At 67.3% G+C, this 21963-nt stretch carries 17 protein-coding genes; 9 read left to right on the top strand and 8 right to left on the bottom strand.

Translation table 11 applies throughout. From position 1 onward, the window contains the following. Positions 1–108: 108 nt before the first annotated feature. Positions 109–618 carry a DUF1269 domain-containing protein gene (locus C7402_RS18940; protein ID WP_112172214.1) on the bottom strand — a complete coding sequence of 170 codons (510 nt, stop codon included), beginning with the start codon at positions 616–618 and terminating at the stop codon, positions 109–111. Between the two features lie 467 nt (positions 619–1085). Between C7402_RS18940 and C7402_RS18935 the strand changes: the two genes are divergently transcribed. From C7402_RS18935 to C7402_RS18925, 3 genes are read left to right on the top strand one after another with little or no spacing between them, the layout of a single operon-like run. Beyond that, positions 1086–1805, top strand: a complete 720-nt coding sequence (locus C7402_RS18935) for a gluconate 2-dehydrogenase subunit 3 family protein (protein WP_116611646.1) — start codon at positions 1086–1088, stop codon at positions 1803–1805. A 15-nt stretch (positions 1806–1820) separates the two neighbouring features. Beyond that, entirely contained in the window at positions 1821–3584 is a 1764-nt protein-coding gene (locus tag C7402_RS18930; protein WP_224044164.1) for a GMC family oxidoreductase, read from the top strand. A gap of 17 nt (positions 3585–3601) precedes the next feature. Further along, complete coding sequence (locus C7402_RS18925; RefSeq protein WP_116611644.1) at positions 3602–4939, top strand: cytochrome c; 1338 nt, start codon at positions 3602–3604, stop codon at positions 4937–4939. 29 nt (positions 4940–4968) lie between these two features. Here C7402_RS18925 and C7402_RS18920 read toward each other — a convergent pair whose 3' ends face one another. Beyond that, entirely contained in the window at positions 4969–6894 is a 1926-nt protein-coding gene (locus C7402_RS18920; RefSeq protein WP_116611643.1) for a potassium transporter Kup, read from the bottom strand. A 312-nt stretch (positions 6895–7206) separates the two neighbouring features. On the opposite strand from C7402_RS18920, the gene C7402_RS18915 reads away from it, so the two are divergent. The 4 genes from C7402_RS18915 to C7402_RS18900 all read left to right on the top strand — a co-directional run bounded on the left by C7402_RS18915 (position 7207) and on the right by C7402_RS18900 (position 12441). Further along, on the top strand, positions 7207–8286 hold the full coding sequence (locus C7402_RS18915) for a purine-nucleoside phosphorylase (RefSeq protein WP_116611642.1): 1080 nt from the start codon (positions 7207–7209) through the stop codon (positions 8284–8286). A 396-nt stretch (positions 8287–8682) separates the two neighbouring features. Next, a complete protein-coding gene (gene qhpG / locus C7402_RS18910) occupies positions 8683–9999 on the top strand; it encodes a flavin-dependent monooxygenase QhpG (protein WP_116611641.1) in 1317 nt (438 codons plus the stop codon). Positions 10000–10162: 163 nt separating this feature from the next. After that, complete coding sequence (locus tag C7402_RS18905; RefSeq protein ID WP_116611640.1) at positions 10163–11317, top strand: GGDEF domain-containing protein; 1155 nt, start codon at positions 10163–10165, stop codon at positions 11315–11317. An 89-nt stretch (positions 11318–11406) separates the two neighbouring features. Beyond that, positions 11407–12441, top strand: coding sequence for an SGNH/GDSL hydrolase family protein (locus tag C7402_RS18900; RefSeq protein ID WP_116611639.1), 1035 nt, complete (start codon positions 11407–11409; stop codon positions 12439–12441). Between the two features lie 99 nt (positions 12442–12540). Here C7402_RS18900 and C7402_RS18895 read toward each other — a convergent pair whose 3' ends face one another. The 5 genes from C7402_RS18895 to C7402_RS18875 form a co-directional block, all read right to left on the bottom strand. After that, positions 12541–13410, bottom strand: a complete 870-nt coding sequence (locus tag C7402_RS18895; RefSeq protein WP_112172222.1) for an IclR family transcriptional regulator — start codon at positions 13408–13410, stop codon at positions 12541–12543. A 107-nt stretch (positions 13411–13517) separates the two neighbouring features. Next, entirely contained in the window at positions 13518–14918 is a 1401-nt protein-coding gene (locus C7402_RS18890; RefSeq protein WP_116611638.1) for an MFS transporter, read from the bottom strand. Positions 14919–15040: 122 nt separating this feature from the next. After that, positions 15041–15892: a sugar phosphate isomerase/epimerase family protein gene (locus C7402_RS18885; RefSeq protein WP_116611637.1), complete on the bottom strand. Its 852-nt coding sequence runs from the start codon at positions 15890–15892 to the stop codon at positions 15041–15043. 13 nt (positions 15893–15905) lie between these two features. Further along, positions 15906–16517: an NIPSNAP family protein gene (locus C7402_RS18880; RefSeq protein ID WP_112172225.1), complete on the bottom strand. Its 612-nt coding sequence runs from the start codon at positions 16515–16517 to the stop codon at positions 15906–15908. Further along, positions 16504–18276, bottom strand: a complete 1773-nt coding sequence (locus C7402_RS18875; protein WP_116611636.1) for an FAD-dependent oxidoreductase — start codon at positions 18274–18276, stop codon at positions 16504–16506. Before C7402_RS18875 ends, C7402_RS18880 begins: the two co-directional genes overlap by 14 nt. Before the next feature lie 143 nt (positions 18277–18419). On the opposite strand from C7402_RS18875, the gene C7402_RS18870 reads away from it, so the two are divergent. Continuing rightward, on the top strand, positions 18420–19334 hold the full coding sequence (locus C7402_RS18870; RefSeq protein WP_116611635.1) for an NAD-dependent epimerase/dehydratase family protein: 915 nt from the start codon (positions 18420–18422) through the stop codon (positions 19332–19334). Positions 19335–19338: 4 nt separating this feature from the next. On the opposite strand, the gene C7402_RS18865 is transcribed toward C7402_RS18870, so the two are convergent. Then, positions 19339–20388 (bottom strand): Gfo/Idh/MocA family protein, encoded by a 1050-nt coding sequence (locus C7402_RS18865; protein WP_116611634.1) that lies wholly within the window; start codon positions 20386–20388, stop codon positions 19339–19341. Between the two features lie 208 nt (positions 20389–20596). Between C7402_RS18865 and C7402_RS18860 the strand changes: the two genes are divergently transcribed. Further along, the gene (locus C7402_RS18860) at positions 20597–21904 is read left to right on the top strand and encodes an ABC transporter substrate-binding protein (protein WP_116611633.1); all 1308 of its coding nucleotides are present in this window, start codon (positions 20597–20599) and stop codon (positions 21902–21904) included. Positions 21905–21963 lie beyond the last annotated feature (59 nt).

The raw sequence follows: 21963 nt of genomic DNA, 5'->3' as shown, positions 1-21963 counted from the left end.
GGGTATAAAAAATGGGGTTTGATTAGCGGCTTGCGTGCGCGCGAAGCCGCGAGCGGCCGGGCCGGAACCGCGTTCCGCAGCCGCTCAGGCCGCTTTGGCCTTTCCCGTTCAGGGAAAGATCGGCGAGGTCGCCTCGGCGCCTTCCACGTCGGCGCGCGGAATGTGCTGCGCGATGCTCTCCTCGATCTCCGCTTCGCGCGAGCCGGGCACGTCGGCCATCACCAGCAACTGGCCGTCGCCGATCGCCCCGCGAAAGCGCGCGAGGCGCGTGTTGGGCTCGTCCACGCCGATCATCGCGGCCGTCCACGCGCCGAATACCGCGCCCGCCAGGGTCAGCAGGACGACCGTGCCGCCCGCGATGTCGAGATTGGCGGGCGGGAACGCCAGCGCCACGAGACCGACAAGCGCGCCGGTCACGCCGCCGAACGTCACGCCGCGCTCCAGCGCGCGCACCACGTCGCTGCGCTGCAACAACGACGCTTCGGGCAAGCGTTCGAGCCCCACGCTGTGATTGGCCAGCACGTGGATATGCCGCCACGTAATGCGCGCGCGCAGGAGGTCGTCAACGATCGCCTGCGCCGTGGTCGTGTCGGGAGCGAGAAAATAGAGGCGTCTCATAACGGCCCTCCCTTGAGTCATGCGGTCATCTACTACCGCGCGATTCCACCAATCCTACGCCTGACTTCCCTTCAACGCGACTGCTCCGGATCGGGCCCATCGGCGCGTTGCTCGTTTCATTCTTTTGCATTTCGATGCGGGTCTGCACGTGGAGATCCGCCTTTCGACAAACGCAGCGCCGCCGATAAATCACGAGCGCTTGCGACGCATCAATCGATCGACTTGCAATTACCGCAAACGCGCCTGGCGCGCGAGTCGCCATCCGACTTCGCCCAAGAAAAAATCCCATGAAAACAGGGATTTTCCGCCACGCATCGCCCTTATCTCGATAACGCGGCGCGACCGATGCGCGCGATCCAATTCCCCTACCATCGCGCCGATCCGGCGATCGCCGGCCGGACGCGCGTCGCCACGCGCCTGCCGCGCCGCCTCCCGATACCCGAAAACAACGCAGAGGGAAACCGACCATGTCCAACGAACAGGAACCCCGCCGTCAATTCCTGCGGCGCATGCTCGCCGCCGTCCCCACCGCTTCGCTGGCGACCGGCGCGGCGTTCTCGCAGTCGGCCTGCAAACCCACCGCGCCGCCCGCCGCCGCGCCGAAGCCCTACCAGCCCGACTATTTCACTGCCGACGAGTGGCGCTTTCTCGAAGCCGCCGTCGATCGCCTGATTCCCGCCGACCGCCTCGGCCCTGGCGCACGCGAGGCGGGCGTGCCCGAATTCATCGACCGCCAGATGGAGACGCCCTGGGGCTACGGCAAGCTCTGGTACATGCAGGGGCCGTTCCACGTGAGCGAAGCGCCGGAACTGGGCTACCAGATGAACCTCGCGCCACGCGAGCTGTACCGCCACGGCATCAAGGCCTGCGACGACTGGTGCCGTGCGCACCACGGCGGCAAATCATTCGCAGAGCTTACGACTGCCGATCAGGACGCGTTGCTCGGTGAAATGGATCACGGCAAGACGCATTTCGATACCGTTGCGGCCGCCACGTTTTTCAGCTTCCTGCTCGCCAACACGAAGGAAGGCTTTTTCGCCGATCCGCTTTACGGCGGCAACAAGGCCATGGCGGGCTGGAAGACGATCGGCTTTCCCGGCGCACGCGCCGACTTCGCCGACTGGCTCGACCAGCCCGGCGCGAAGTATCCCTATGGCCCGGTTTCTATCGACGGAAGCAGAGGTTGAGCGATGACCATCACGATGAAAAAAACCGATTGCGTGATCGTGGGGTTCGGCTGGACCGGCGCGATTCTCGCGCAGGAACTCACGGCCGCGGGGCTCCATGTCGTCGCGCTCGAACGCGGCGCGATGCGCGACACACCCACCGACGCGAAGTATCCCCAGGTCATCGACGAACTCAAGTACGCCGTGCGCGGCAAGCTGTTCCAGGACCTCTCGCGCGAAACCGTCACGATCCGCCATAACCCGAACGGCCTCGCAGTGCCCTACCGCCAGCAAGGCTCGTTTTTGCTCGGCAACGGAGTGGGCGGCGCGGGCTTCCACTGGAACGGCATGCACTACCGCGTCTTGCCCGAAGAGTTGCAGTTGCGCACCAGCTACGAAACGCGCTATGGCAAGCGCTTCATTCCGGCGGGCATGCAGGTGCAGGACTTCGGCGTGACCTACGATGAACTGGAGCCGCATTTCGATTTCGCCGAGAAGGTGTTCGGCACGTCGGGCAAGGCCGGCAACCTGGGCGGCGAGCTCCAGAGCGGCGGCAACCCGCTCGAAGGCAGGCGCAGCAGCGAGTACCCCACGCCGCCGCTGAAGAACACGCCCGGCGCGCAACTCTTCGAAATGGCCGCGCGCGAAGCGGGTTTCAACCCCTACCCCGCGCCCGCCGCCAATGCTTCGCAGGCCTATACGAACCCCTACGGCGTGCGCCTCGGGCCGTGCAACTTCTGCGGCTTCTGCGAAGACTTCGGCTGCTACATGTATGCGAAGGCTTCGCCGCAAACCACCATCCTCCCCGTGCTGCTCAAGAAGCCGAACTTCGAGCTGCGCGCGAATGCCTACGTGACGAAGGTGCTGCTCGACGGCAGCGGCAAGCGCGCCACGGGCGTGCGCTACGTCGACGCGCAGGGCCGGGAAGTCGACCAGCCCGCCGACCTCGTGATCGTTGCCGCGTTCCAGATGCACAACGTGCGCCTGCTGCTGCTTTCGGGCATCGGCAAGCCTTACGACCCGAAGAGCGGCGAAGGCGTGGTGGGCCGCAACTACGCCTACCAGATGAACGGCGCGATCAACGTGCTGCTGCCCAAAGGCACGCTGCTCAACCCGTTCATTGGCTCGGGCGCGGGCGGCGTGGCCATGGACGACCTCAACGGCGACCAGTTCGACCACGGCGCGCTCGGTTTTCTGGGCGGCGCGAGCGTGCGGCACGTGCGCACCGGCGGCCGCCCGATCGGCCAGGCCGCCGCCGTGCCCGGCACGCCCGCGTGGGGCGGCAAATGGAAGGAAGGCGTGGCCGACGCCTACCAGCGCTACCTGAGCATCGGCATTTCGGGTTCGGTGATGCCCTATCGCGACGCCTGCCTCGACCTCGACCCGACCTACCGCGACGCGCTCGGGCTCCCGCTTCTGCGCATGACCTTCGACTGGCACGAGAACGAATACCGCATGCTGGATCACGTAGGCACACGCGTGGAGGAAATCGCCCGGGCAATGCAGCACGAGGCGTACTACCGCGCGATCCGCAAGCCGGGCGAGCACTACGACACACGGCTCTACCAGTCGACGCACACGACAGGCGGCGCGGTGATGGGCGAGTCGCCACGCACGAGCGTGGTCAACAAGTACCTGCAAAGCTGGGACGTGCCCAACGTGTTCGTGATGGGCGCATCGGCGTTTCCGCAGAACATGGGCTACAACCCCACCGGCCTCGTCGCGGCGCTCGCCTGGCATTCGGCCAAGGCGATCCGCGAGCAGTACCTGAAGCAGCCCGGCCCGCTGGTCCAGGCATGACAATGAGATTAATACGGATGACGAATTATATACGATTCACCGTCGCCAGCTTGACGCTCGCGCTGGCCGGCTGGTGCACGCAGGCCGCGGCGGGGGCCGACACGACGCGCATCGAAAAGGGCCGCTACCTCGCTACCGTCGCCGACTGCGCGGCCTGCCACACCGCGAAGGGCGGCAAGCCGTTCGCGGGCGGCCGCGGCATCGCCTCGCCCGTCGGCACGATCTACTCGACCAACATCACGCCCGACCCGCGCACCGGCATTGGCGGCTACACGCTCGCGGACTTCGATCGCGCGCTGCGCCGCGGCATTGCAAAGGACGGCACGACGCTTTACCCCGCCATGCCTTACGTGTCTTACTCGAAGGTCACGCCGCAGGACGTGCAGGCGCTCTATGCGTACTTCATGCACGCGGTCGCGCCCGTCGAACAGGCCAACAAGGCCGAGGGCATCCGCTGGCCGCTTTCCATGCGCTGGCCGTTGCGGTTCTGGCGCATGGCGTTCGCGCCCAGGCCCGTGCAAGCCAGCGCCGACGACAACATGGACGGCAACGCCAATACAAGCGAGCCCGCGAGCGACGACCCCGTCCTGCGCGGGCGCTATCTGGTCGAAGGCCTCGCGCACTGCGGCACATGCCATACGCCACGCGGCTTCGCGTTGCAGGAAAAGGCCCTGAGCGACACGACGAAAACGTATCTCTCGGGCGCCGTGGTGGACGGCTATCTTGCGAAGAACCTGCGCGGCGACCCGAAAAACGGGCTCGGCACATGGAGCGCGGACGACATCGCGGCCTTCCTGAAGCGCGGCCGCTCCGACGATGCAGCGGCGTTCGGCGGCATGGCCGAAGTGGTCGCGCACAGCACGCAGTACATGAGCGACGCGGACCTCGCCGCGATCGCCGCGTACCTCAAGTCGCTCTCGCCGCTCGACCCGAACGGCGACGCGCTGATGGCCGACGACACCGCCGCCACCGCGCTGCGCTCGGGCGCGGACCGCAGCAACGGCGCGCTCACCTTCGTCGACAACTGCGCGGCCTGCCATCGCACGAGCGGCGCCGGCTACGACGACACCTTCCCGAAGCTCGCCCGAAGCTCTGTGGTGAACAGCGACAACGCCGCCTCGCTCATCCGCATCGTGCTGCTCGGCAGCGAAATGCCGTCGACCCAGGCCGCGCCCACGCACTACGCCATGCCCGGTTTCGCGGCGCGCCTCACCGACCGCGATATCGCCGACGTGCTGACCTTCGTGCGGGCAAGCTGGGGCAACCATGCGCCGGCCGTCAAGGCCGCCGACGTGGCGAAAGCGCGCGCGGCCGCGCACGCCGCGCCGCCGCCCCGGCGCGCCGAGAACGAGTAACCCGGCGAGGCGTGCGCGGCGAGGCTTCGCTAGATCTCGACGCGCGCGCCCACCTCGATCACGCGATTGGCCGGCAGCTTGAAGAACGCGGCGATATTGCCGACGTTGTGCAGCATCACGGCAAAGAGACGTTCGCGCCACAACGCCATGCCGTGCCCGCGTTTGGGCACCACGACCGCGCGGCTCAGGAACCACGAGGTCTCGTCGAGATCGAACGTGAAATCCGCCGATTTGTACGCCGCCAGCGTGCACGGCAAGTCCACCTCGTCCTTGAACCCGTAGTTGACCGTCACGTGATAGCAGCCGGGGCATAGCGGCTCGACCTGCACGCGCGCGCTCTCCGCCACCCACGGCACATCCTTTGTCACGACACTCAGGAATACTACGCGTTCGTGCAGCACGCGGTTGTGGCGCAGGTTGTTCACGAGCGCGTGCGGCACCGCGTCGGCGTTCGGCGTGAGGAAGATGGCCGTGCCGCCCACCCGCACGGGCGCACTTTCGAGCAGCGCCGCGAGATAAGGCTTGAGCGGCTTCTTGCCCGCGCGCACGCGCGCCTCCGCCGCCATCATTTCCCAACCCCGGCCCCAGGTCGCCATGACCGTGAAGACGATCCCGCCGATCACGAGCGGGAACCAGCCGCCATCCACGATCTTCAGCAGGTTGGCCGAGAAGAACATCGCGTCGATCACGAAGAAGAACGCCGTGGCGAACAGACAAAGCGCCCAGTTGTAGTGCCACGCGTAGCGCACGACGAAGAACGTCAGGAAAGTGGTGATGAGCATCGTGCCCGTCACCGCAATGCCATATGCGGAGCCGAGCGCCGTGGAGGAGCGAAAGCCCAGCACCGCCGCCACGACTGCGGCAAGCAGGATCCAGTTGATGCCGGGCACGTAGATCTGGCCGATCTCGCGCTCGGACGTATGCACGATGTTCATGCGCGGCAGGAAGGAAAGCTGCATGGCCTGCATGGTCATCGAATAGGTACCCGAAATAACGGCCTGCGAGGCGATCACGGTCGCGACCGTCGCAAGCACGATCATCGGCACGATGGCCCATTGCGGAAAGAGCCGGTAGAACGGGCTTTGCACCGCGCCCGGGTTCGCGAGCAGCAGCGCCCCCTGGCCCAGGTAGTTGAGCGCGAGCGCCGGGAACACCACGCCGAACCACGTGAGGCGTATGGGTTGCTTGCCGAAGTGACCCATGTCGGCGTACAGCGCCTCCGCGCCCGTGAGCGAGAGCACGACCGCGCCGAGCGCGACGAAGGCGAGCCAGCGGTGATGCAGGCAGAACGCGAGCCCTTGCAGCGGGTCGAGCGCGACCAGCACGACCGGGGCGGCCGCGATGTTGACGACGCCCGCCACGCCGATCACGGCGAACCAGAGCACCATCACCGGCCCGAACACGGCGCCGATGCCGCCCGTGCCGCGCTTCTGCGTGAGGAACAGCACGATGAGCGCGGCGAGCGTGACCGGAATCACGTAGGTCTTGAGCGCGGGCTCGGCGACTTCCAGCCCCTCCACGGCGCTGAGCACCGAGATGGCGGGCGTGATCACGCTGTCACCGAAGAACAGCGCCGCGCCCATCACGCCGACCACGAGCAGCATGCGACGCAGATGCGGGCGCGACGCGACCGAAGAGGCCGCGAGCGCGAGCAACGCCATAATGCCGCCTTCACCGTGATTGTTCGCGCGCAGGATCAGCGCGACATACTTGAGCGACACGACGATCATCAGCGACCAGAAGATCAGCGAGACGATGCCGACGATATTGAACGCATTGAGCGCGAGACCGTTGCCGGGATCGAACACGGTGGCGAGCGTATAGAGCGGGCTCGTGCCGATGTCGCCGTAGACCACGCCTAGCGCGGCCAGTGCGAGCGCGGGAAGCGCCGGACGATGCGGGCCCGTGTCGCCGAGATGACCGTGCGAGGGCGCCGCGGATGCGGGATGTCCCATGTCTGCCTCCTGATTGTCTCGCGCGCGCCCGCATGGGCTGCGCGGCTTTCTCGCTTCGCTTCGTGGGCCAGGTTGCGCGCGTATTCTGCGTGGACACCTTGGCGGCGCATGGGCCGGTCTCTCACGAAGTATAGGTACTTCCTCTGGAAATGCGCTCCGCACAATGCGGCGGCGCGCAACGCGCGAAACCGTCGCGAAACTGTCATAGTCGGGCGCATTCGCCCGATCAATTCAACACGATCCCGGACAATCCTGGACAATCGGTCCGCTAACCCGATACGCCCCACACCAACGACAAAACGGAGCCACACAATGCGCGCCCGCCTCAACCGGCTGACCTCCCTGAGTTCCCTGTGCGCCGCGCTGGCGCTCGCCGCCTGCACGGCGGCCACGCCGCCCGCCACGTCCGCCTTCGCGCAGGAGCCGGCAAGCGCGCACGCGCGCCCGGTGAAGGTCATGATCGTCACGATGTTCGCGCCCGAGGCCAAAACGTGGCTCGATCGCCTCGGTCCCTGGCAGTCCGTGACGATCGCGGGCCTCTCGCCGGACTACCCCGCCGTGCAATGCAATGCCAATGACGTTTGCGTCATGACGACGGGCATGGGCCATGCGAACGCGGCCGCCTCGACCATGGCGCTCGCCTTCGCGCCGCAGTTCGACCTGCGCCGCACCTACTTCCTGATCGCGGGCATTGCGGGCGTGAATCCCGAGCGCGGCACGCTGGGCTCGGCGGCATGGTCGGACTGGCTCGTCGACTTCGGTCTGCAATGGGAAGTGGACGGCGACGGGCGGCCACGCGACTGGCGCACCGGTTATCTCGGCATCAACACGAAAAGCCCCGCAGAAAAGCCGCCGCTCGACTATCGCACCGAAGTGTTCCGCCTGAACCCGAGGCTCACCGACGCGGCGTGGGCGCTCTCGCAACACGTCGCGCTCGCGGACAGCGCGCAGGCCCAGGCCGCGCGCGCGAAATATGCTGATGCGCCGGCCAACCGTCCGCCCACGGTCATTCGCTGCGACTCGGTCGCGGACGATACGTGGTGGTCGGGCACCGCGCTCGGTACGCGAGCGAGTGAATTCACACGCGAGCTGACCGGCGGTCAGGGCGTGTATTGCATGACGCAGCAGGAGGATAACGCCACCTATGAAGCCCTCAAGCGCGCGGCCGCCGCCCAGCGGGTGGATCTCCAGCGCGTGGCCGTGCTGCGTGCCGGGTCCGATTTCGATCGCCCCTATGCAGGCGAATCGAGCGCCGCGAATCTGCTGAACTATGCGAGCCAGGGCGGCTTCGCGCCCGCGCTGGAGAATCTCTTTCGCGCGGGCTATCCGCTCGTGCAGACCATCGTCGCGCAATGGAGCGAATGGCAAGAGGGCGTGCCTTCGCGCCCCTGAATGCCGATATCGCGTGCACTGGCGCCGCCTGGCGTCCCCTTGCGTCGCTGCGGGCATCCTTGTGAGGAATACGGATCATATGCGCGACGACCGATGCCACGCCTCACGCGGTCAGGCGCCATGCATCGACAATTCGCAAAGCAGTTAACGTGCACGATCGTTCATACGCAGGGCGCATGGAAACGCGGCACCTGTGCCGTAGATATTCGCCTTTGACCGGATAGCTTTCTCGCGGCATCTATGCCAGATTAGGTTTCGCTCATCGCAAGCGCAGCGCGAGGAACACAAAGCGTTGCGCCAACATTGCAAGGAGGACGGGTTGCACCATTCGTTTCCTCCCCCTCAGGCGCTCACGCACAACGTCTGTACGCTCGCGCGGCGGCGCGCGAGCGCATCATGAACGCCGCCAGCATCGTGGTGCTCGGCGCGGGGCCCGCGGGCGCCGCGGTCGCGCGCGCGCTCACCGGGCTCGGCCATCGCGTGCAAGTGGTGAGCGACTGGCGGCGCTTCGACGCCGCCGAAGCCCTCTCCGTACGCGCGATCGAAGCATTGCGCCGCGCGAGCCTGCATCACGCGGCAAGCTGCGGCGAAGGCCCGTGCGTGCGCACCACGCTATGGAACGGCGCATTGCGCACGCTAGACGCCGAATTCCTCGTCGACCGGCGCCTGTTCGACACGGCCTTGCGAGAGGACCTGTACAACGCGGGCGTGGACGTGATCGAAGCGAACGTTCGATCGTTGCAGTCGTCGGCGGCGGGCCACGATCTCATGATCGAAACCGCCGATGGTCCGCTCACGCTGCGCGCCGACTTTCTGGTCGAGGCGCGCGGCCGCTTCGCGCCGCTCTTGCGCGACGCGACGCGTGGTCCGCAAACATTGAGCCTGCTGAATGTATGGAGGGGCCGACCCGGCACGGCGGCAACGGCCGTCGAAAGCCTGCCCGCCGGTTGGGCATGGATGGCCCGCCTGCGCGACGGCCGCTGCTACTGGCAATTGACGCTCGATGTCGCGAACCCCGAGTTGCCGCAGCGCGATGAACTGCTCGCCTATTGCGAACGCATGCGCCATTCGCCGCTGGCGAGCGACTTCTTCGCGGGCGACGCGGCCAACGATGCGCGTCTGTATGCGCGCAGCAGCACCGCCACGCTATGCGGGCGCACCGGCGGCCACAACTGGCTGCGCGTGGGCGACGCCGCCATGGCCGTCGATCCGCTCGCGGGCAACGGCGTGTTCCAGTCGCTCACCTCCGCCTTGCAGGCGCCCGCCGTGATTCACACGCTGCTCGAGCGGCCCGAGCGCGCCCCGCTCGCCTTGCGCTTCCATCAGCAGCGTATCGAGCAGTTGTTCATGCGCTTCGCACGCACGGGCCGCGACGTCTACGCGCTCGAACAACGCTGGACCACACAGCCGTTCTGGCTCACGCGCGGCGTGTGGCCCGACGACCGGCCCGCGCACGTGAGCGCCGACTTCAACGAACTGAATGTCGAACGCGCGCCGGTGATCGAAGGCGGCCTGATTGCCGAAGCCGATGTGGTCGCGAGCCCGGACCAGCCGCTCGGCATCTGGCACCTCTGCGATGCGGCGCTCGCGCCCGTTGTCGAGGCGCTGCGCCGCGAGCCCGCCGAGCAGGTGCTCAAGTCGCTCGATGCGGACCAGGCACGGCTGCTCCGCCACTGGCTCGCGATGCAGGACTTTCCCGAGCGCTACGTTTGATGCCCTTTGGCGCATATTGCACGGCAGTGCTGATGAGCTTCCCCGCGCGGCGCGAAACGCGACGCCGCGTGCGCCGCCGCGGGAGCCTTCATCGCGCCGTAGCGTTTCGGCGTAAAATGCGCCGTTCGCCGCGAAGTACCGGCGTAGAAGCCCCACGCTCGCGATGCACGTCGATTTACTGACCATTTATCTCCTTCTGATCGGAACCCTTCTCGCCAGCGCCGGCATGACGCTCTGGGAGCATCGCACGCACCCCCGGCGCAGCAAGGCATTGCGGATCCTGGCCTCGGGCTACGCCACGCTGGCGCTCGGCTGCGCCCTCGTGCTCGTGCGCACCCGCCTGCCCGGCGCGGCGGGCGCGGCCCTGAGCAACCTCGTCATCATGACCGGCTATCTGCGGGTCCTGCATGGGGTTGCGACGCTGAACGGACGGCAATACCGCGCGAGCTCGATCGCCCTGCTCGCCGTGCTCGCGCTGACATGGGCCACATGGGGCGCGCGGCACACCGAAACCATGTGGTTCTACGTGAGCGCGCTGCCCATCGCGCTCGCCAGCGCCATGACCTCCCGCGAACTGCTTCGCGGCGACGGCATGAAAGGGGTGCAATCGCGCTACGTCGCGGCGATCGTGACGGGCATTCACGCGCTCTTTTACGCGTTCCGCGCGCTCATCCTGCCCTGGCTCGCAAACCGCTACGGGCAAGACTTCGTCGCGGCCGTCGGCAAGATCACCATGTATGAAGGCGTGCTCTATTCGGTCGTGCTGCCCATGGCCATCCTGCGGCTCATGCGCGAGGAAACTCACGGGCAACTCGTGCTCGAATCGCAAACCGACTACCTCACGCGCCTTGGCAACCGCAGATGGTTCTTCGAGGAAGGCGAGCGCGTGATCGGCCGCGACACGGCGCACCGGCCCGTTTCGCTCCTCGCCTTCGACCTCGACCACTTCAAGACGATCAACGACCGTTACGGCCATCAAACGGGTGACGAAGTCCTCAAGTCATTCGCGGATATCGTGCGCAGCGCGGTGGGCGCCGACGCGGTGCTCGCCCGCATTGGCGGGGAGGAATTCGCCGCCCTGCTGCCCGGCCACGACCGCTCGCGCGCGCGAGCGGTGGGCGAGGCGATCGCGCGGCGCTTCGCGCAAAGCGCCGCTCACCGCAGCAACGGCGTCGCCATCCAGGCCACGGTCAGCATTGGCCTCGCGCAGCATGGGCACGAAGCGTCCACGCTGGCCGATCTGCTGGCCGCCGCCGACGCGGCGCTCTACAACGCGAAGTCGCTGGGCGGCAACCGGCTCGAATCGCAGTCGCTTTGAGCGCGCCCGCAGCGCGCACTCTTTTTGCTACTCCCCTGAAGCAGGCCCGCCGCGCGGGCGCAACCGCCTTGAGCGGTAAGGGAGGCGCGATGTTGGCGATCGAATACCGGGTTCGTTGTGCAATTTCTGCCTTGCTGGTCACGCTCGTTGCGCTGCTCGCGGCATGCGGCGGCGGCGGTGGTGGCTCCGGCGGTTCGGGCGGCGCCACGAACACGCCGCCGGGCGGCGTGCAGTTGCAGGTCGTCTCGTTCGGCGACAGCCTTTCGGATGTGGGGACATACGCGCCGATCGCGAGCGCCGTGGGCGGCGGCCGTTTCACGACCAACCCCGGCCAGGTGTGGGCCCAGGACGTCGCACAGTATTATGGGGACACGCTGAACGCCGCCTACACCATCGGCTTCGATCACAAGTTGAGCGCGCAAAGCGGGCTGGGTTACGCCGAGGGCGGCTCGACGGTGGCCACCCCGGCCAACCAGTACGACTTTCTTTCCGACGTGATCGGCAACATCGAAATGCCTGTCAACCAGCAGGTATCGAGCTACCTTTCCGCTCACGGCACGTTCAACTCCGGCCAGCTCGTGCTCGTCTGGGCGGGCGCCAACGACGTGCTTCGGGCGGGCACCCCGCCGGCCGCCACGGCAACCGTGCAAACGGCGGCAAGCACGCTCGCGCAGGTGGTCGGGCAGATCGTGCAGAGCGGCGCCACGCACGTGGTGGTAGTCAACGTGCCGAATGTCGGCCTCTCGCCCAAGGGTCGTGCCGCCTCGGACGGCGGCGCGAACCTGACCCAGTTGTCGCAACTCTTCAACGCCACCCTGAACGGCGCGTTGCAGGCGAACGGCCTGCAAGGCAAGGTCATCGAGATCGATTCCTATGCCTGGGTGACCCAGCTCATCGCGAACTTCCAGGCGAACGGCTTTACCGTGTCCAACACGGCCCAGGCCTGCGATGCATCGAAAACGCCTGACAATACCTCGCTGTTCTGCTCGCCGGCCACCTACGTCGCGCCCAACGCGGACCAGACCTACATCTTTGCCGACGACCTGCACCCCACCACGCGTACGCATGCGCTGTTCGCCCAGTACGTCGAGCAGCAGATCGCCGCGAGCGGGCTCGGACACTGAGCATGCAAGCCCGCCACGCGCTTCATTTAATCAGTCGTCCATACCGTTGATTGCAGTGCGTGCCCCACCGCCTCCATCGTTCGATGGAGGCGGCGAGCCTTACTTCGCCGCCGCCCGGGCCCGCGTCTTGCTGGCCGGGGCTTGCGCTTGTGCTTGCGGCGGCTCAACACTTGCCGCGGCCGCCGCGCGCTGCTTGAAGTAGCGCGAGCTCAGCGTGGCCGCGCCCATGTCCGACGCCGCCTCCAGCAAATGCGGCGCCAGTTCCAGGAGGCGCTCCTCGGGCAAGCGGCTGCTCGGCCCCGCCAGACTGACGATGCCGACCACCTCATCCGTCACGGGATTGCGCACGGGCGCGGCGATCGACGTCATGCCGCGCTCGTAGGTCTCGATGGCCACGCCGTAGCCGCGCTGGCGCGCGCCGTTGAGGTCCTTCAGGAACTGCTGGATCGTCCTGGGCGCGCGCGGCGCGTTCTGCGCCTTCGGCCCGAGGCCGCCCTGCCGCGACACCAGTTCGATCGCGCGTTCGTCCGGCAGCGTGGCGAGCCACGCCTGGCCGCTCGCCGTGCAGTGCAGCGGCGGATTGCTGCCCATGTCCGGGTCGTAGCGCAGGCCCGACTTCGCACCCTGCGCCTTGCCGACGAAGGTGAGGTGATCGCCCTCCACCACGCCGAGCCGGGCGAGTTCGCCCGAGGCTTCGGCGAGGCGGTCGAGCACCGGCTGCGAGATGTCGAACACCCCGCTCGTCGAGAGATAGATCAGCGCCAGCGAAACGAGCTTCATGGCGAGCATGTACTCGCCGTGCTCCTCGTCCTGGCGCACGAAGCCCTCGTCGATCAGCATCGAAAGGAGCCGGTGGGTGCCGCTGCGCGGAATGTCCAGCGTATCCGCAATCGTGGCGAGTGGCATGCGCCCGCCATTCTTCGCCAACAGTTCAAGCACGCCAAGCGCACGCTCAAGATTCCCTGCCATAGCGTTTTCTCATCCGTATCGTGGTAGCCAAATGAGAACACAATTCCACACTGGAATTCAAGCGAATTCGCGCCAAACTCCCAGGCGCATGCCTCCACGCACGGGTTTTAGTGCCCCGCGCTCACGCTCACGGCCGCAAACGTGCCTCGATGGCGCGCGCCCTTGAGCAGCACCGCCAGCCCGCCCACGGCAGCCGGCGCGGCCAGCGCCGTGAAAACCGCGCCGAAGCTCCAGTTCGCGTGCAGCATGGCGGCGCCCACCATCGCCCCTGCGATGCCGCCGAAGCGGCCAACGCCGAGCATCCAGCTCGTGCCGGTCGCGCGCATTTCGGTCGGGTAGGAACCGGCCGCGAGCGCGCAGAACCCCGTGTTGGAGCCGTTCATGCAGTAGCCCATGCCGAACGCCAGCACGCAGATAATGCTGAACGGGTGCGCCGAAGCGCCCATGTACCAGGCCAGCACGCCGCCCGCCAGCACGGTTGCGCCCAGCGCGCGATGCGGATTGAAGCGGTCCATCTGCCAGCCGATCAGCACCGACCCGACCGTGCCGCCCGCCTGGAACAGCGCGCCCACCACCGCTGCTTCGCCAAGCGAGAAACCCAGACCGCGAATCAGCGTGGGCAGCCAGTTGCCGAGCAGGTAGACCGTGAGCAGGCCCGCGAAATAGCAGATCCACAGCATCACCGTGCCGAACGCGTGCTCGCGTGAAAGAATCGCGCGCACGGGGCTGCGCGGCGCTTGCGCGGGTTCGTGCGAGACGAAGCGCGTTGACTCGCCGGCCGACCCGGGCTTCAGGCGATTGAGCACGCTCACGAGGCGCGCGCGGCGGCTTTCCTTGAGCGCGAGATAACGCGCCGACTCGGGCAGGCACTTGATGAGCACCGGCACGAACAGCACGGGCAGCACGCCGCCGAGCAGCAGCACCGACTGCCAGCCCCACTGCGAAATGAGCCACGCGCTCACGAAGCCGCCGCCCGCCGCGCCGAAGGTGAAGCCGCAGAACACGGCCGTCACCATCAACGCACGGCGGCGCGGCGGCGCGTATTCGGCCATCAGGGTCGCCGCGTTCGGCATCGAGGCGCCGAGGCCGATGCCGGTGAGAAAGCGCAGCACAGTAAGTGACGGCACGTTCCACGCGAACGCCGAAGCGAGGCTCCACACGCCGAAGAACAGCACGGCCACGGTCATCACCGTCTTGCGGCCCAGGCGGTCCGAGAGCGGCCCGGCGGTCAGCGCACCGAACGCGAGGCCGAGCAGCCCGCCGCTCATCACCGGCCCGAGCGCATCGCGCGGAATCGCCCATGCGCCGGAGAGAGACGGCGCGATGAAGCCGATCATGACGGTGTCGAGGCCGTCGAGCATCACGATCATCATGCACAGCAGCAGCACGAGCACCTGAAAGCGCCCGATCGGCTGGTCATCGAGAAACTGCTGAACGTCCAGCGCACGCGCGCTCTCGCTCGCACTCCGGGATTGCGCGGCCCGCTGGGCCGTGTGTGAAAAAGCCATGGTTGTCTCCGTGTCATGCTCTTCTTGTTCTGTCGATTCAGAACGCGGGCCCGGACGGCGCTTCGACTGGCCGCCTGGCCGGACCGCTCGATGCTTCGGCGCACGCGGTGCGCTGCCTGTGGTCAGCGCGCTTCGCGCGCCCGCTCGAGCACGGCAAGCGTCGCTTCGCGCAACCGGCGCGCGCGATCCACGGCGCGCGTGGTCTTTGCCCACTGCCCGGTCGGCACTTCGACGCTCACCGGCAACTGCTCGGGCAACGCGCGCAGGATGCCCACGAGGTCGAGGCCGCCCTCGCCCGGAATCATCCGTTCGCAGCGCGCCTGGAAAAGCAGCGTGTCGAGGTCGGTGGGCCGCTCGGCCGGCGCGTCGCAGAACTGCACATAGCCAAAGTATTCGCGCGGCAGCGCGCGCAAGTCGTCGAGCGACGAGCGCGCGCGGTCGAAGTGAATCGGGTCGATGATGAGGCCGGTATTGCGCCGCCCGCTCGCCTTCACGATGCGCGCGCCCGCCGTGATGTCCTTCACGTCGGTCCACGGCATGGGTTCGAGCGAGGGCGTGAGACCGAGCGGCGCCGCGATGTCGCAAAGCTGACCCAGCCGGTCGACGGTGCGCGCTTCGTCCGGGTCGTTGCCTGCCACGAGCACGTAGCGCGCGCCGAGTTCCGCCGCCGTTTCGAGCATGGGCCGATAGGCTTTCACATCGGTGTCGGGCTTCAGGCGCAGGATCTCGACATCGAGCACGCGCATGCCCGTATCCCTCAGGATTGCCAGGGTTTCACGCTTGAGCGGCGTATTGCGCGTATTGCCCGTTTCGCCGACGATGTCGTGACGCACTTCGTGATCCGTCGCGGGCAACAGGCGCAGGCCCACGTAGTCGTAACCCGCATCGACGGCGCACTGCACCATCTGCGGCGGGCTCAGTTCGAGCACGGTCAACGCCGAAAGCGAGAGCGCGCGCGATTGAGGCTGGGTCATGATGTCTCCCTGGTTAGCGCAGCGGCGAGAACGGGGCCGGCACGCAGATCGTCGATTCCATCGTCGTGAGATGCGCGGGCCCGCCCTTGGGCGGCCACACGCCGTCCTTCACCGCTTCGGCGCGAATGCGCGAGCGCTCGTCCACGCTGGCATACGGCCAGATGTTGAGAAAGCGCGGCACGTCGCCGTCGAGCGAGTACATCGCGCCCACCAGCGGCGAGCGCTTCGTGCGCTCGGGCACGGCCTGCTCCCATACGTTGATCGTATGCTGAAGGCTGCCGAGTTTCGTGCCGTACACGCGCATCTCGTAGATGCCGCCATGCACCGCGGGCTCGATGGGCGGCAGGAACGGAAAGAGCGCGTAGCTTTCCGTCTTCACGTCGTCGATAAACTCGCCCACGCCGAACGGATTGCCTTCCAGCAGCAGGCGCTTGCGCTCGCTCACCAGCGCCGCCTCCGACGCGTAGCCGCGCAGCACCAGCACCTTGCCGAGCGCGCCGATGTCCGAGTACCAGCAGCCGAGCAGCTTGCCGCCCTGCGGATCGCCGCTTGCCTTGATGCCTTCGAAAACCTGCGCGTTCGCGCCGATCTTCACCGTGAGCGTCACTACGTCATACAGTGTCATTGCATTGTCCTTGAGGATAAAAACATTTTTGTTCGGAGTCCGATGCGCATGCCGTAGCAGGCTGTGCACCGGCAAGCGAGAGCCCGGCGAGATAGCCGAAGGTCATCGCCGGGCCGAGCGTGATGCCGCCGCTCGGGTAGCAGCCGCCCATCATGCTCGCGCTGTCGTTGCCGACGGCGTAGAGGCCGTCGATCGCACGGCCGCTGCGGTCGAGCGCACGCGCCTGCGCGTCGGTGGCGAGACCCGAGAACGTGCCGAGGCTGCCAGGCAGCAGCTTCACCGCGTAATACGGGCCGTTTTCCACCGGCGCGAGGCACGGATTCGGCTCGTGCCCGGCATCGCCCTGCACGCGGTTGTACGGCGTCGAGCCTTTGTGGAACTGCGGATCGAAGCCCTGTTTCGCGTACTGGTTGTAGGTCGAAACGGTCTCGGCCAGCGCGTGCGCGTCGATGCCGCATTGCGCCGCCAGCGCCGCGAGCGTCGCACCGTGCTTGAGATAGCCCGAGCGGCGATACGGCCCGAGCGGAAACGGAAACGGCTTCGAGAAGCCCAGCCCGTAGCGGCGCTGAAAGCGGTGATCGCAGACGAGCCAGGCGCATACTTCCTCGCCGGGCGGCGTCGTGTCGAGCAGCGCGCCGACGAAGTCGTGATACGACGAAGCCTCGTTCACGAAACGCTTGCCCGCGCGCGTGACCGCGATCACGCCGGGTTTGGCGCGCTCGATCAAGTGCGGAAAGGCCACATCTTTCACGCCGTCGTGCGTGGGCACGATCGAGACGGGCGCCCACGCGGCGGGCGCTTCGAGCGCGCCGTCGAAATGCGCGCCGATCGACTCGCCCAGACGAATGCCGTCGCCGGTGTTGCTGCGCGGCGCCGCCGACCAGTGCTCGCGGCCCGAAGGCGTATAAGCGAAGGTTCGCGCGCGGCGCGCAACGTCATGCGGAAAACCACCACAGGCAAGCACCACCCCGCGCGCGGCGCGCACCTGGTGCACCACGCCGTCGATCTCGACACGCGCGCCCGTGACGCGCGACGCATCGCGCAAGAGGCCAATCGCTTTCGCACGCGTGCGCAGGTCCACCCCGCGATCGGCCGCCGACTTCAAGAGGCGCGCGGTGAGCGCGTTGCCGTTCACGAGATGCATCGAGCGCCCGTAGCGCAGCTTGTGCCAGCCAAAGGCGGCGAGGCGGCGGCTCGCGTAGAGCGCCGAGCGCAGCGAGCGCGTGGCGCGATAGAAGTGCGCGAGATCCTGGCCCGAGCCGAGCGCCATGCCGTTGATCGTCGTGACCGAAAGCGGCTTGCGCAGTTTGTCGATCAGCGGCCCGAGCTCGCGGCCGTCGAACGGCATCGCGCACACCGAGCGGCCGCCCGTGCCCGCGCCCGGCGTGGTGTGGAAATCGGGAATGCGGTTGCCGTCGATGAAACGCACCGCGGTGTGGCGCTCGAAGAATTCGACCATTTCCGGGCCGCGTTCGAGCAGCGCGTCGGCCTTGGCCGCGTCGTATTGCGCGCCCAGTTCGCTCTTCAGGTAAGTGCGCGGCGCCTCGATGTCCTCGCGTATGCCCGCGCGCGTGGCCAGCGGGTTGCGCGGAATCCACAGCCAGCCGCCCGACCAGGCGGTCGTGCCGCCGAACACGTCCTCCTTTTCCGCGACGATCACGCGCAAGCCCTGCGCCGCCGCCGTCACCGCCGCCGACAGCCCGGCCGCGCCCGAACCCAGCACCAGCACGTCGCAATCGAGTTTCGGTTCATCCTTCATGTTCGGTATCGCCTTTCTTCCTGTGTCTCCAGAGACAGTATTGTGCTGTCTTTGTAGAATTACTTTTCGTTGTGGAATACTATTCCACTAAATTCGGTTTGGCAAAGACTTTGTGACCTGACGAACACCATGGAGGCATGACAATGAAGGTACTGATCACGGGCGGCAGCGGTTTTCTGGGCGCATGGATCATGAAGCGGCTGCTCGCGCGCGGCATGGACTGCGTAGCCTTCGACCTGCGCGCGAACGCGCGGCTCGTCGAAGCGCTCGCGCCCGAACACGCGGCGGCGGTGCAATGGCGCACCGGCGACATCGCCAGCGCGGAGGACACCGCGCGCGCGCTGGAAGGCTGCGACGCCGTCATTCATCTCGCGGGCATCCTCACGCCCGACTGCGCGGCGAACCCCGTGCGCGGCGCGCAGATCAACCTGATCGGCACGCTGAACGTGTTCGAAGCCGCGCGCGCCGCGGGCCTGCGCCGCGTGCTCTACGCGAGCAGCGCCGGCGTGTTCGGCCCCGACGACGGCGCCGCGCCCCTGCCGCAAACGCACTACGGCGCGTTCAAGCTTGCCTGCGAGGGCTCCGCGCGCGCTTACTGGCACGACCACGGCATGGCCAGCATCGGCTTTCGCCCGCTCGTGGTCTATGGCGCGGGGCGCGAATCGGGCTCCAGCGCGGGGCCGAGCCTCGCGTGCCGCGCGGCCGCGCGCGGCGAGCGCTATACCATCCCCTTCAGCGGATCGACGGGCCTCGTATTCGCCGACGATGTCGCCGCGGCCTACGAAGCGGCACTGCTGCGCGACTTCGAAGGCGCACATGCGTTCACGCTGGCTGGCGAAATGACGCCGGTCGCCACGCTGATCGAGCGGATCGAAGCCATCGCGCCCGGCGCGCGCATCGACGCGAGCGGCCCGCCGCTGCCCATCGCCACCGCGTTCCTGCACGATCCCGCGCTGGCGCGCCTGCTGCCCGGCCTGCCGCAAACCTCGCTCGAAAACGGCCTGCGCGAGACCGTGGCGTTCTATCGCCACGGCCTCAAAATCACTCAGGCTTCCTGATCGTTTATCGCTGCATGGCGTCGGCTGGCACAGCCGGCGCTCGCGACGCCGCCGCGCGATGCACCGCAAGCGTCGCCGCGAGCGTGCGCGCACCGTCGTCGGCCGTGCACAGCGGGGCTTCTTCACGCGCGATCACCGCCGCGAAATGACGCAACTGCTCGTGGTAAGGATCACCCGCATGCGGCGTGCTGCGCTCCACCGTGAGCGGCTCGTGCCAGCCTTTGCCGCTGCGGTACTCCCACACATCGAGCTGCGGCAGCGTCAGCGACGCGTCCGTGCCGATCAGGAAGTGCGTGTTCTCCTGCTGGCGCGGGTAATGCGCGGCCTCGCCCGCCGCGAGGTCCCAGTTCCAGGGCGCGGCCGCCGTGTCGGAAACCACGATCGTGCCCAGCGCGCCGCTCGCGAAGCGCAGCAGCACGGCGGCCGTGTCCTCCACCGCGAAGCCGCGCACGCCGTTCGACGTCTGCGCCTGGACCTCCACGATCTCGCCGAGCAGGAACCGCATGATGTCGATGTCGTGAATCAGGTTGATGAGCACGGGGCCGCCGCCCGCCTCGCGGCGCCACTGCATGTCGAAGTACGCATCGGGCTTGTAGAACGTGGCGAGCGCATTGGCCGCCACGGGCTTGCCGAGGCGGCCCGAGCGCACGATCTCGCGCGCACGGCGCAGGATCGGATTGTGGCGGCGATGGTGGCCCACGAGCAGCGGCACGTTCGCTTCGCGTGCGGCGCGATCGAGCCGCAACGCGTCCTCCACATGATCGGCAACCGGCTTTTCGATCAGCGCCGGCACGCCGCGCGCCACGCATGCGAGGCCCACGTCGACGTGCGTCGCGTTCGGCGTCGCGACGATCGCGCCTTCGGGGCGCACTTCGTCGAGCATCGCCGCGTAGTCGGCGAACCAGCGCAGCCCTTCGGCGTGCGCGAACTGCTGCGCGGCGGGCGACGGGTCCGCGATCGCCACCACTTCGGCGTGCGGGTGCAGCCGCGCGCGCTCCACGTGCATCCTGCCGATCGCACCCGCGCCGATTACCGCCAGACGTCTCCTTGCCATTGCGTTTCTCCTCCTTTTCCCGGTTGAACAGATTGGCTCCAGGGCGCCGTCACGGTGATTACCCCGATACCCTGAAATTTGCTTTGATTGTTGAATACTATTCCAATTTGAACTAGAGTTCACCAAAACTTTTCTGGCGCACCGGTTTTGCACGGCGCGCCGGACACAAGCAAACCCAGCCATTCACACGGGACAGGAGCGGAGACACATGACGGAAAAGCACAACCAGGACAGCCACCTTTCGGCCCCCGAAACATCGTCGGCGGATACGCCGGGCGCCTGCGGACTCACGCGGCGCGCATGGCTTGCGACGGCCGGCAAGGCGCTCGCGGGCGGCGCGGCGGTGCTCGCGGCGCCCGCCTTCGTCCGCGCGCAAGGCGAGCAGCCGCTCAAACTCGGCCTGCTGATGGCCAAGCAGGGCGTGTGGACCGAGCAAGGCGAAGTGATCGCCAACGGCGTGAAGCTCGCGCTCGACCAGGCGGGCAACCAGGCGCGCGGCCGCCGCCTCGATCTCGTCTGGTACGACGAGCCCAACCCGCAGTCGGCGCAGCAGAACATGCAGAAGCTGGTGGAGCAGGACAAGGCGATTGCGGTGATCGGCGGCACGAACAGCGGCACGTCGCTCGCGATGTCGTCGGTCGCCATGCGCACGAAAACGCCTTATATCGCGCCCAACGCCGCCGCGCGCGAATTGACCGGCAGCAGTTGCAACCCGTACACCTTCCGCGTGCTGAGCCCGACGCCCGTGACCTGCCGCGCGCTGGCGCCGTCGCTGCTCGCCATCGGCAAGAAGTGGCACTTCCTCGTGGCGAATTACGCCTACGGGCAGGACATCCAGCGCTCGATGTCGGAGTTGCTCAAGCAGTCGGGCGGCACGATCGTGGGCGCCGACGTCACGCCGCTGAACACCACCGACTTCAGTTCGTTCATCCTCAAGATCCGCCAGTCGAAGCCCGATGTCGTGCTGCTCGGGCTGCCCGGCGGCGACCTCTCCACCTTCCTCAAGCAGTACGCGGAAATGGGCATGAAAGGCCAGATTCCGGTGGCCTGCCCGATCATCGGCGACTCGGATCTCTGGTCGATCAACGTCGACGCCGCGACCGGCTATTACGGCAAGCCCTGGCATTTCAGCTCGCCGGGCCACTCGCCCGAGGAACTCGCCTTTATCAAGCAGTACACGGCGAAGTACGGCAAGCCGCCCGCCGACAAGGCCTGGATTGGCTGGTTCAGCACGCGTGCGCTGCTCAAGGCCGTGAACGACGCGAAGAGCACCTCGGGCGCGGACATCGTGCAGAGCCTCGAAACGGTGCAGGTAGGCGACAGCAGCGGCCCCGCGTATTTCCGCCCGTGGGACCACCAACTGTTGCGGCGCTGGACCGTGTTCAAGGTGAAGGACCACATCACCGACAAGTGGGACTGGCTCAACCAGGTCTCGGTCGTGCCGCAAAACCCGTCGGACCTCGACCGGCTTTACGGCACGCGCCAGGAAATCGGCTGCACGATGGCTGCCCGCTGAGGTCACTGAGGCCACCACGGTCATCAAGGCCATTCGCTTTCCAGGCACACAAGGCTGGC

It is taken from the genome of Paraburkholderia unamae (genome assembly GCF_003096875.1).
Taxonomy (GTDB): Bacteria; Pseudomonadota; Gammaproteobacteria; order Burkholderiales; family Burkholderiaceae; genus Paraburkholderia; species Paraburkholderia unamae.
This window is presented reverse-complemented; position numbering and strand designations above follow the sequence as displayed.

What these genes read in the sequence shown, in the direction of transcription:
- C7402_RS18940 (WP_112172214.1), bottom strand. Translation starts at nt 618, where the DNA reads ATGAGACGCCTCTATTTTCTCGCTCCCGACACGACCACGGCGCAGGCG.
- C7402_RS18935 (WP_116611646.1), top strand. Translation starts at nt 1,086, where the DNA reads ATGTCCAACGAACAGGAACCCCGCCGTCAATTCCTGCGGCGCATGCTC.
- C7402_RS18930 (WP_224044164.1), top strand. Translation starts at nt 1,821, where the DNA reads ATGAAAAAAACCGATTGCGTGATCGTGGGGTTCGGCTGGACCGGCGCG.
- C7402_RS18925 (WP_116611644.1), top strand. Translation starts at nt 3,602, where the DNA reads ATGACGAATTATATACGATTCACCGTCGCCAGCTTGACGCTCGCGCTG.
- C7402_RS18920 (WP_116611643.1), bottom strand. Translation starts at nt 6,894, where the DNA reads ATGGGACATCCCGCATCCGCGGCGCCCTCGCACGGTCATCTCGGCGAC.
- C7402_RS18915 (WP_116611642.1), top strand. Translation starts at nt 7,207, where the DNA reads ATGCGCGCCCGCCTCAACCGGCTGACCTCCCTGAGTTCCCTGTGCGCC.
- qhpG (WP_116611641.1), top strand. Translation starts at nt 8,683, where the DNA reads ATGAACGCCGCCAGCATCGTGGTGCTCGGCGCGGGGCCCGCGGGCGCC.
- C7402_RS18905 (WP_116611640.1), top strand. Translation starts at nt 10,163, where the DNA reads ATGCACGTCGATTTACTGACCATTTATCTCCTTCTGATCGGAACCCTT.
- C7402_RS18900 (WP_116611639.1), top strand. Translation starts at nt 11,407, where the DNA reads ATGTTGGCGATCGAATACCGGGTTCGTTGTGCAATTTCTGCCTTGCTG.
- C7402_RS18895 (WP_112172222.1), bottom strand. Translation starts at nt 13,410, where the DNA reads ATGGCAGGGAATCTTGAGCGTGCGCTTGGCGTGCTTGAACTGTTGGCG.
- C7402_RS18890 (WP_116611638.1), bottom strand. Translation starts at nt 14,918, where the DNA reads ATGGCTTTTTCACACACGGCCCAGCGGGCCGCGCAATCCCGGAGTGCG.
- C7402_RS18885 (WP_116611637.1), bottom strand. Translation starts at nt 15,892, where the DNA reads ATGACCCAGCCTCAATCGCGCGCGCTCTCGCTTTCGGCGTTGACCGTG.
- C7402_RS18880 (WP_112172225.1), bottom strand. Translation starts at nt 16,517, where the DNA reads ATGACACTGTATGACGTAGTGACGCTCACGGTGAAGATCGGCGCGAAC.
- C7402_RS18875 (WP_116611636.1), bottom strand. Translation starts at nt 18,276, where the DNA reads ATGAAGGATGAACCGAAACTCGATTGCGACGTGCTGGTGCTGGGTTCG.
- C7402_RS18870 (WP_116611635.1), top strand. Translation starts at nt 18,420, where the DNA reads ATGAAGGTACTGATCACGGGCGGCAGCGGTTTTCTGGGCGCATGGATC.
- C7402_RS18865 (WP_116611634.1), bottom strand. Translation starts at nt 20,388, where the DNA reads ATGGCAAGGAGACGTCTGGCGGTAATCGGCGCGGGTGCGATCGGCAGG.
- C7402_RS18860 (WP_116611633.1), top strand. Translation starts at nt 20,597, where the DNA reads ATGACGGAAAAGCACAACCAGGACAGCCACCTTTCGGCCCCCGAAACA.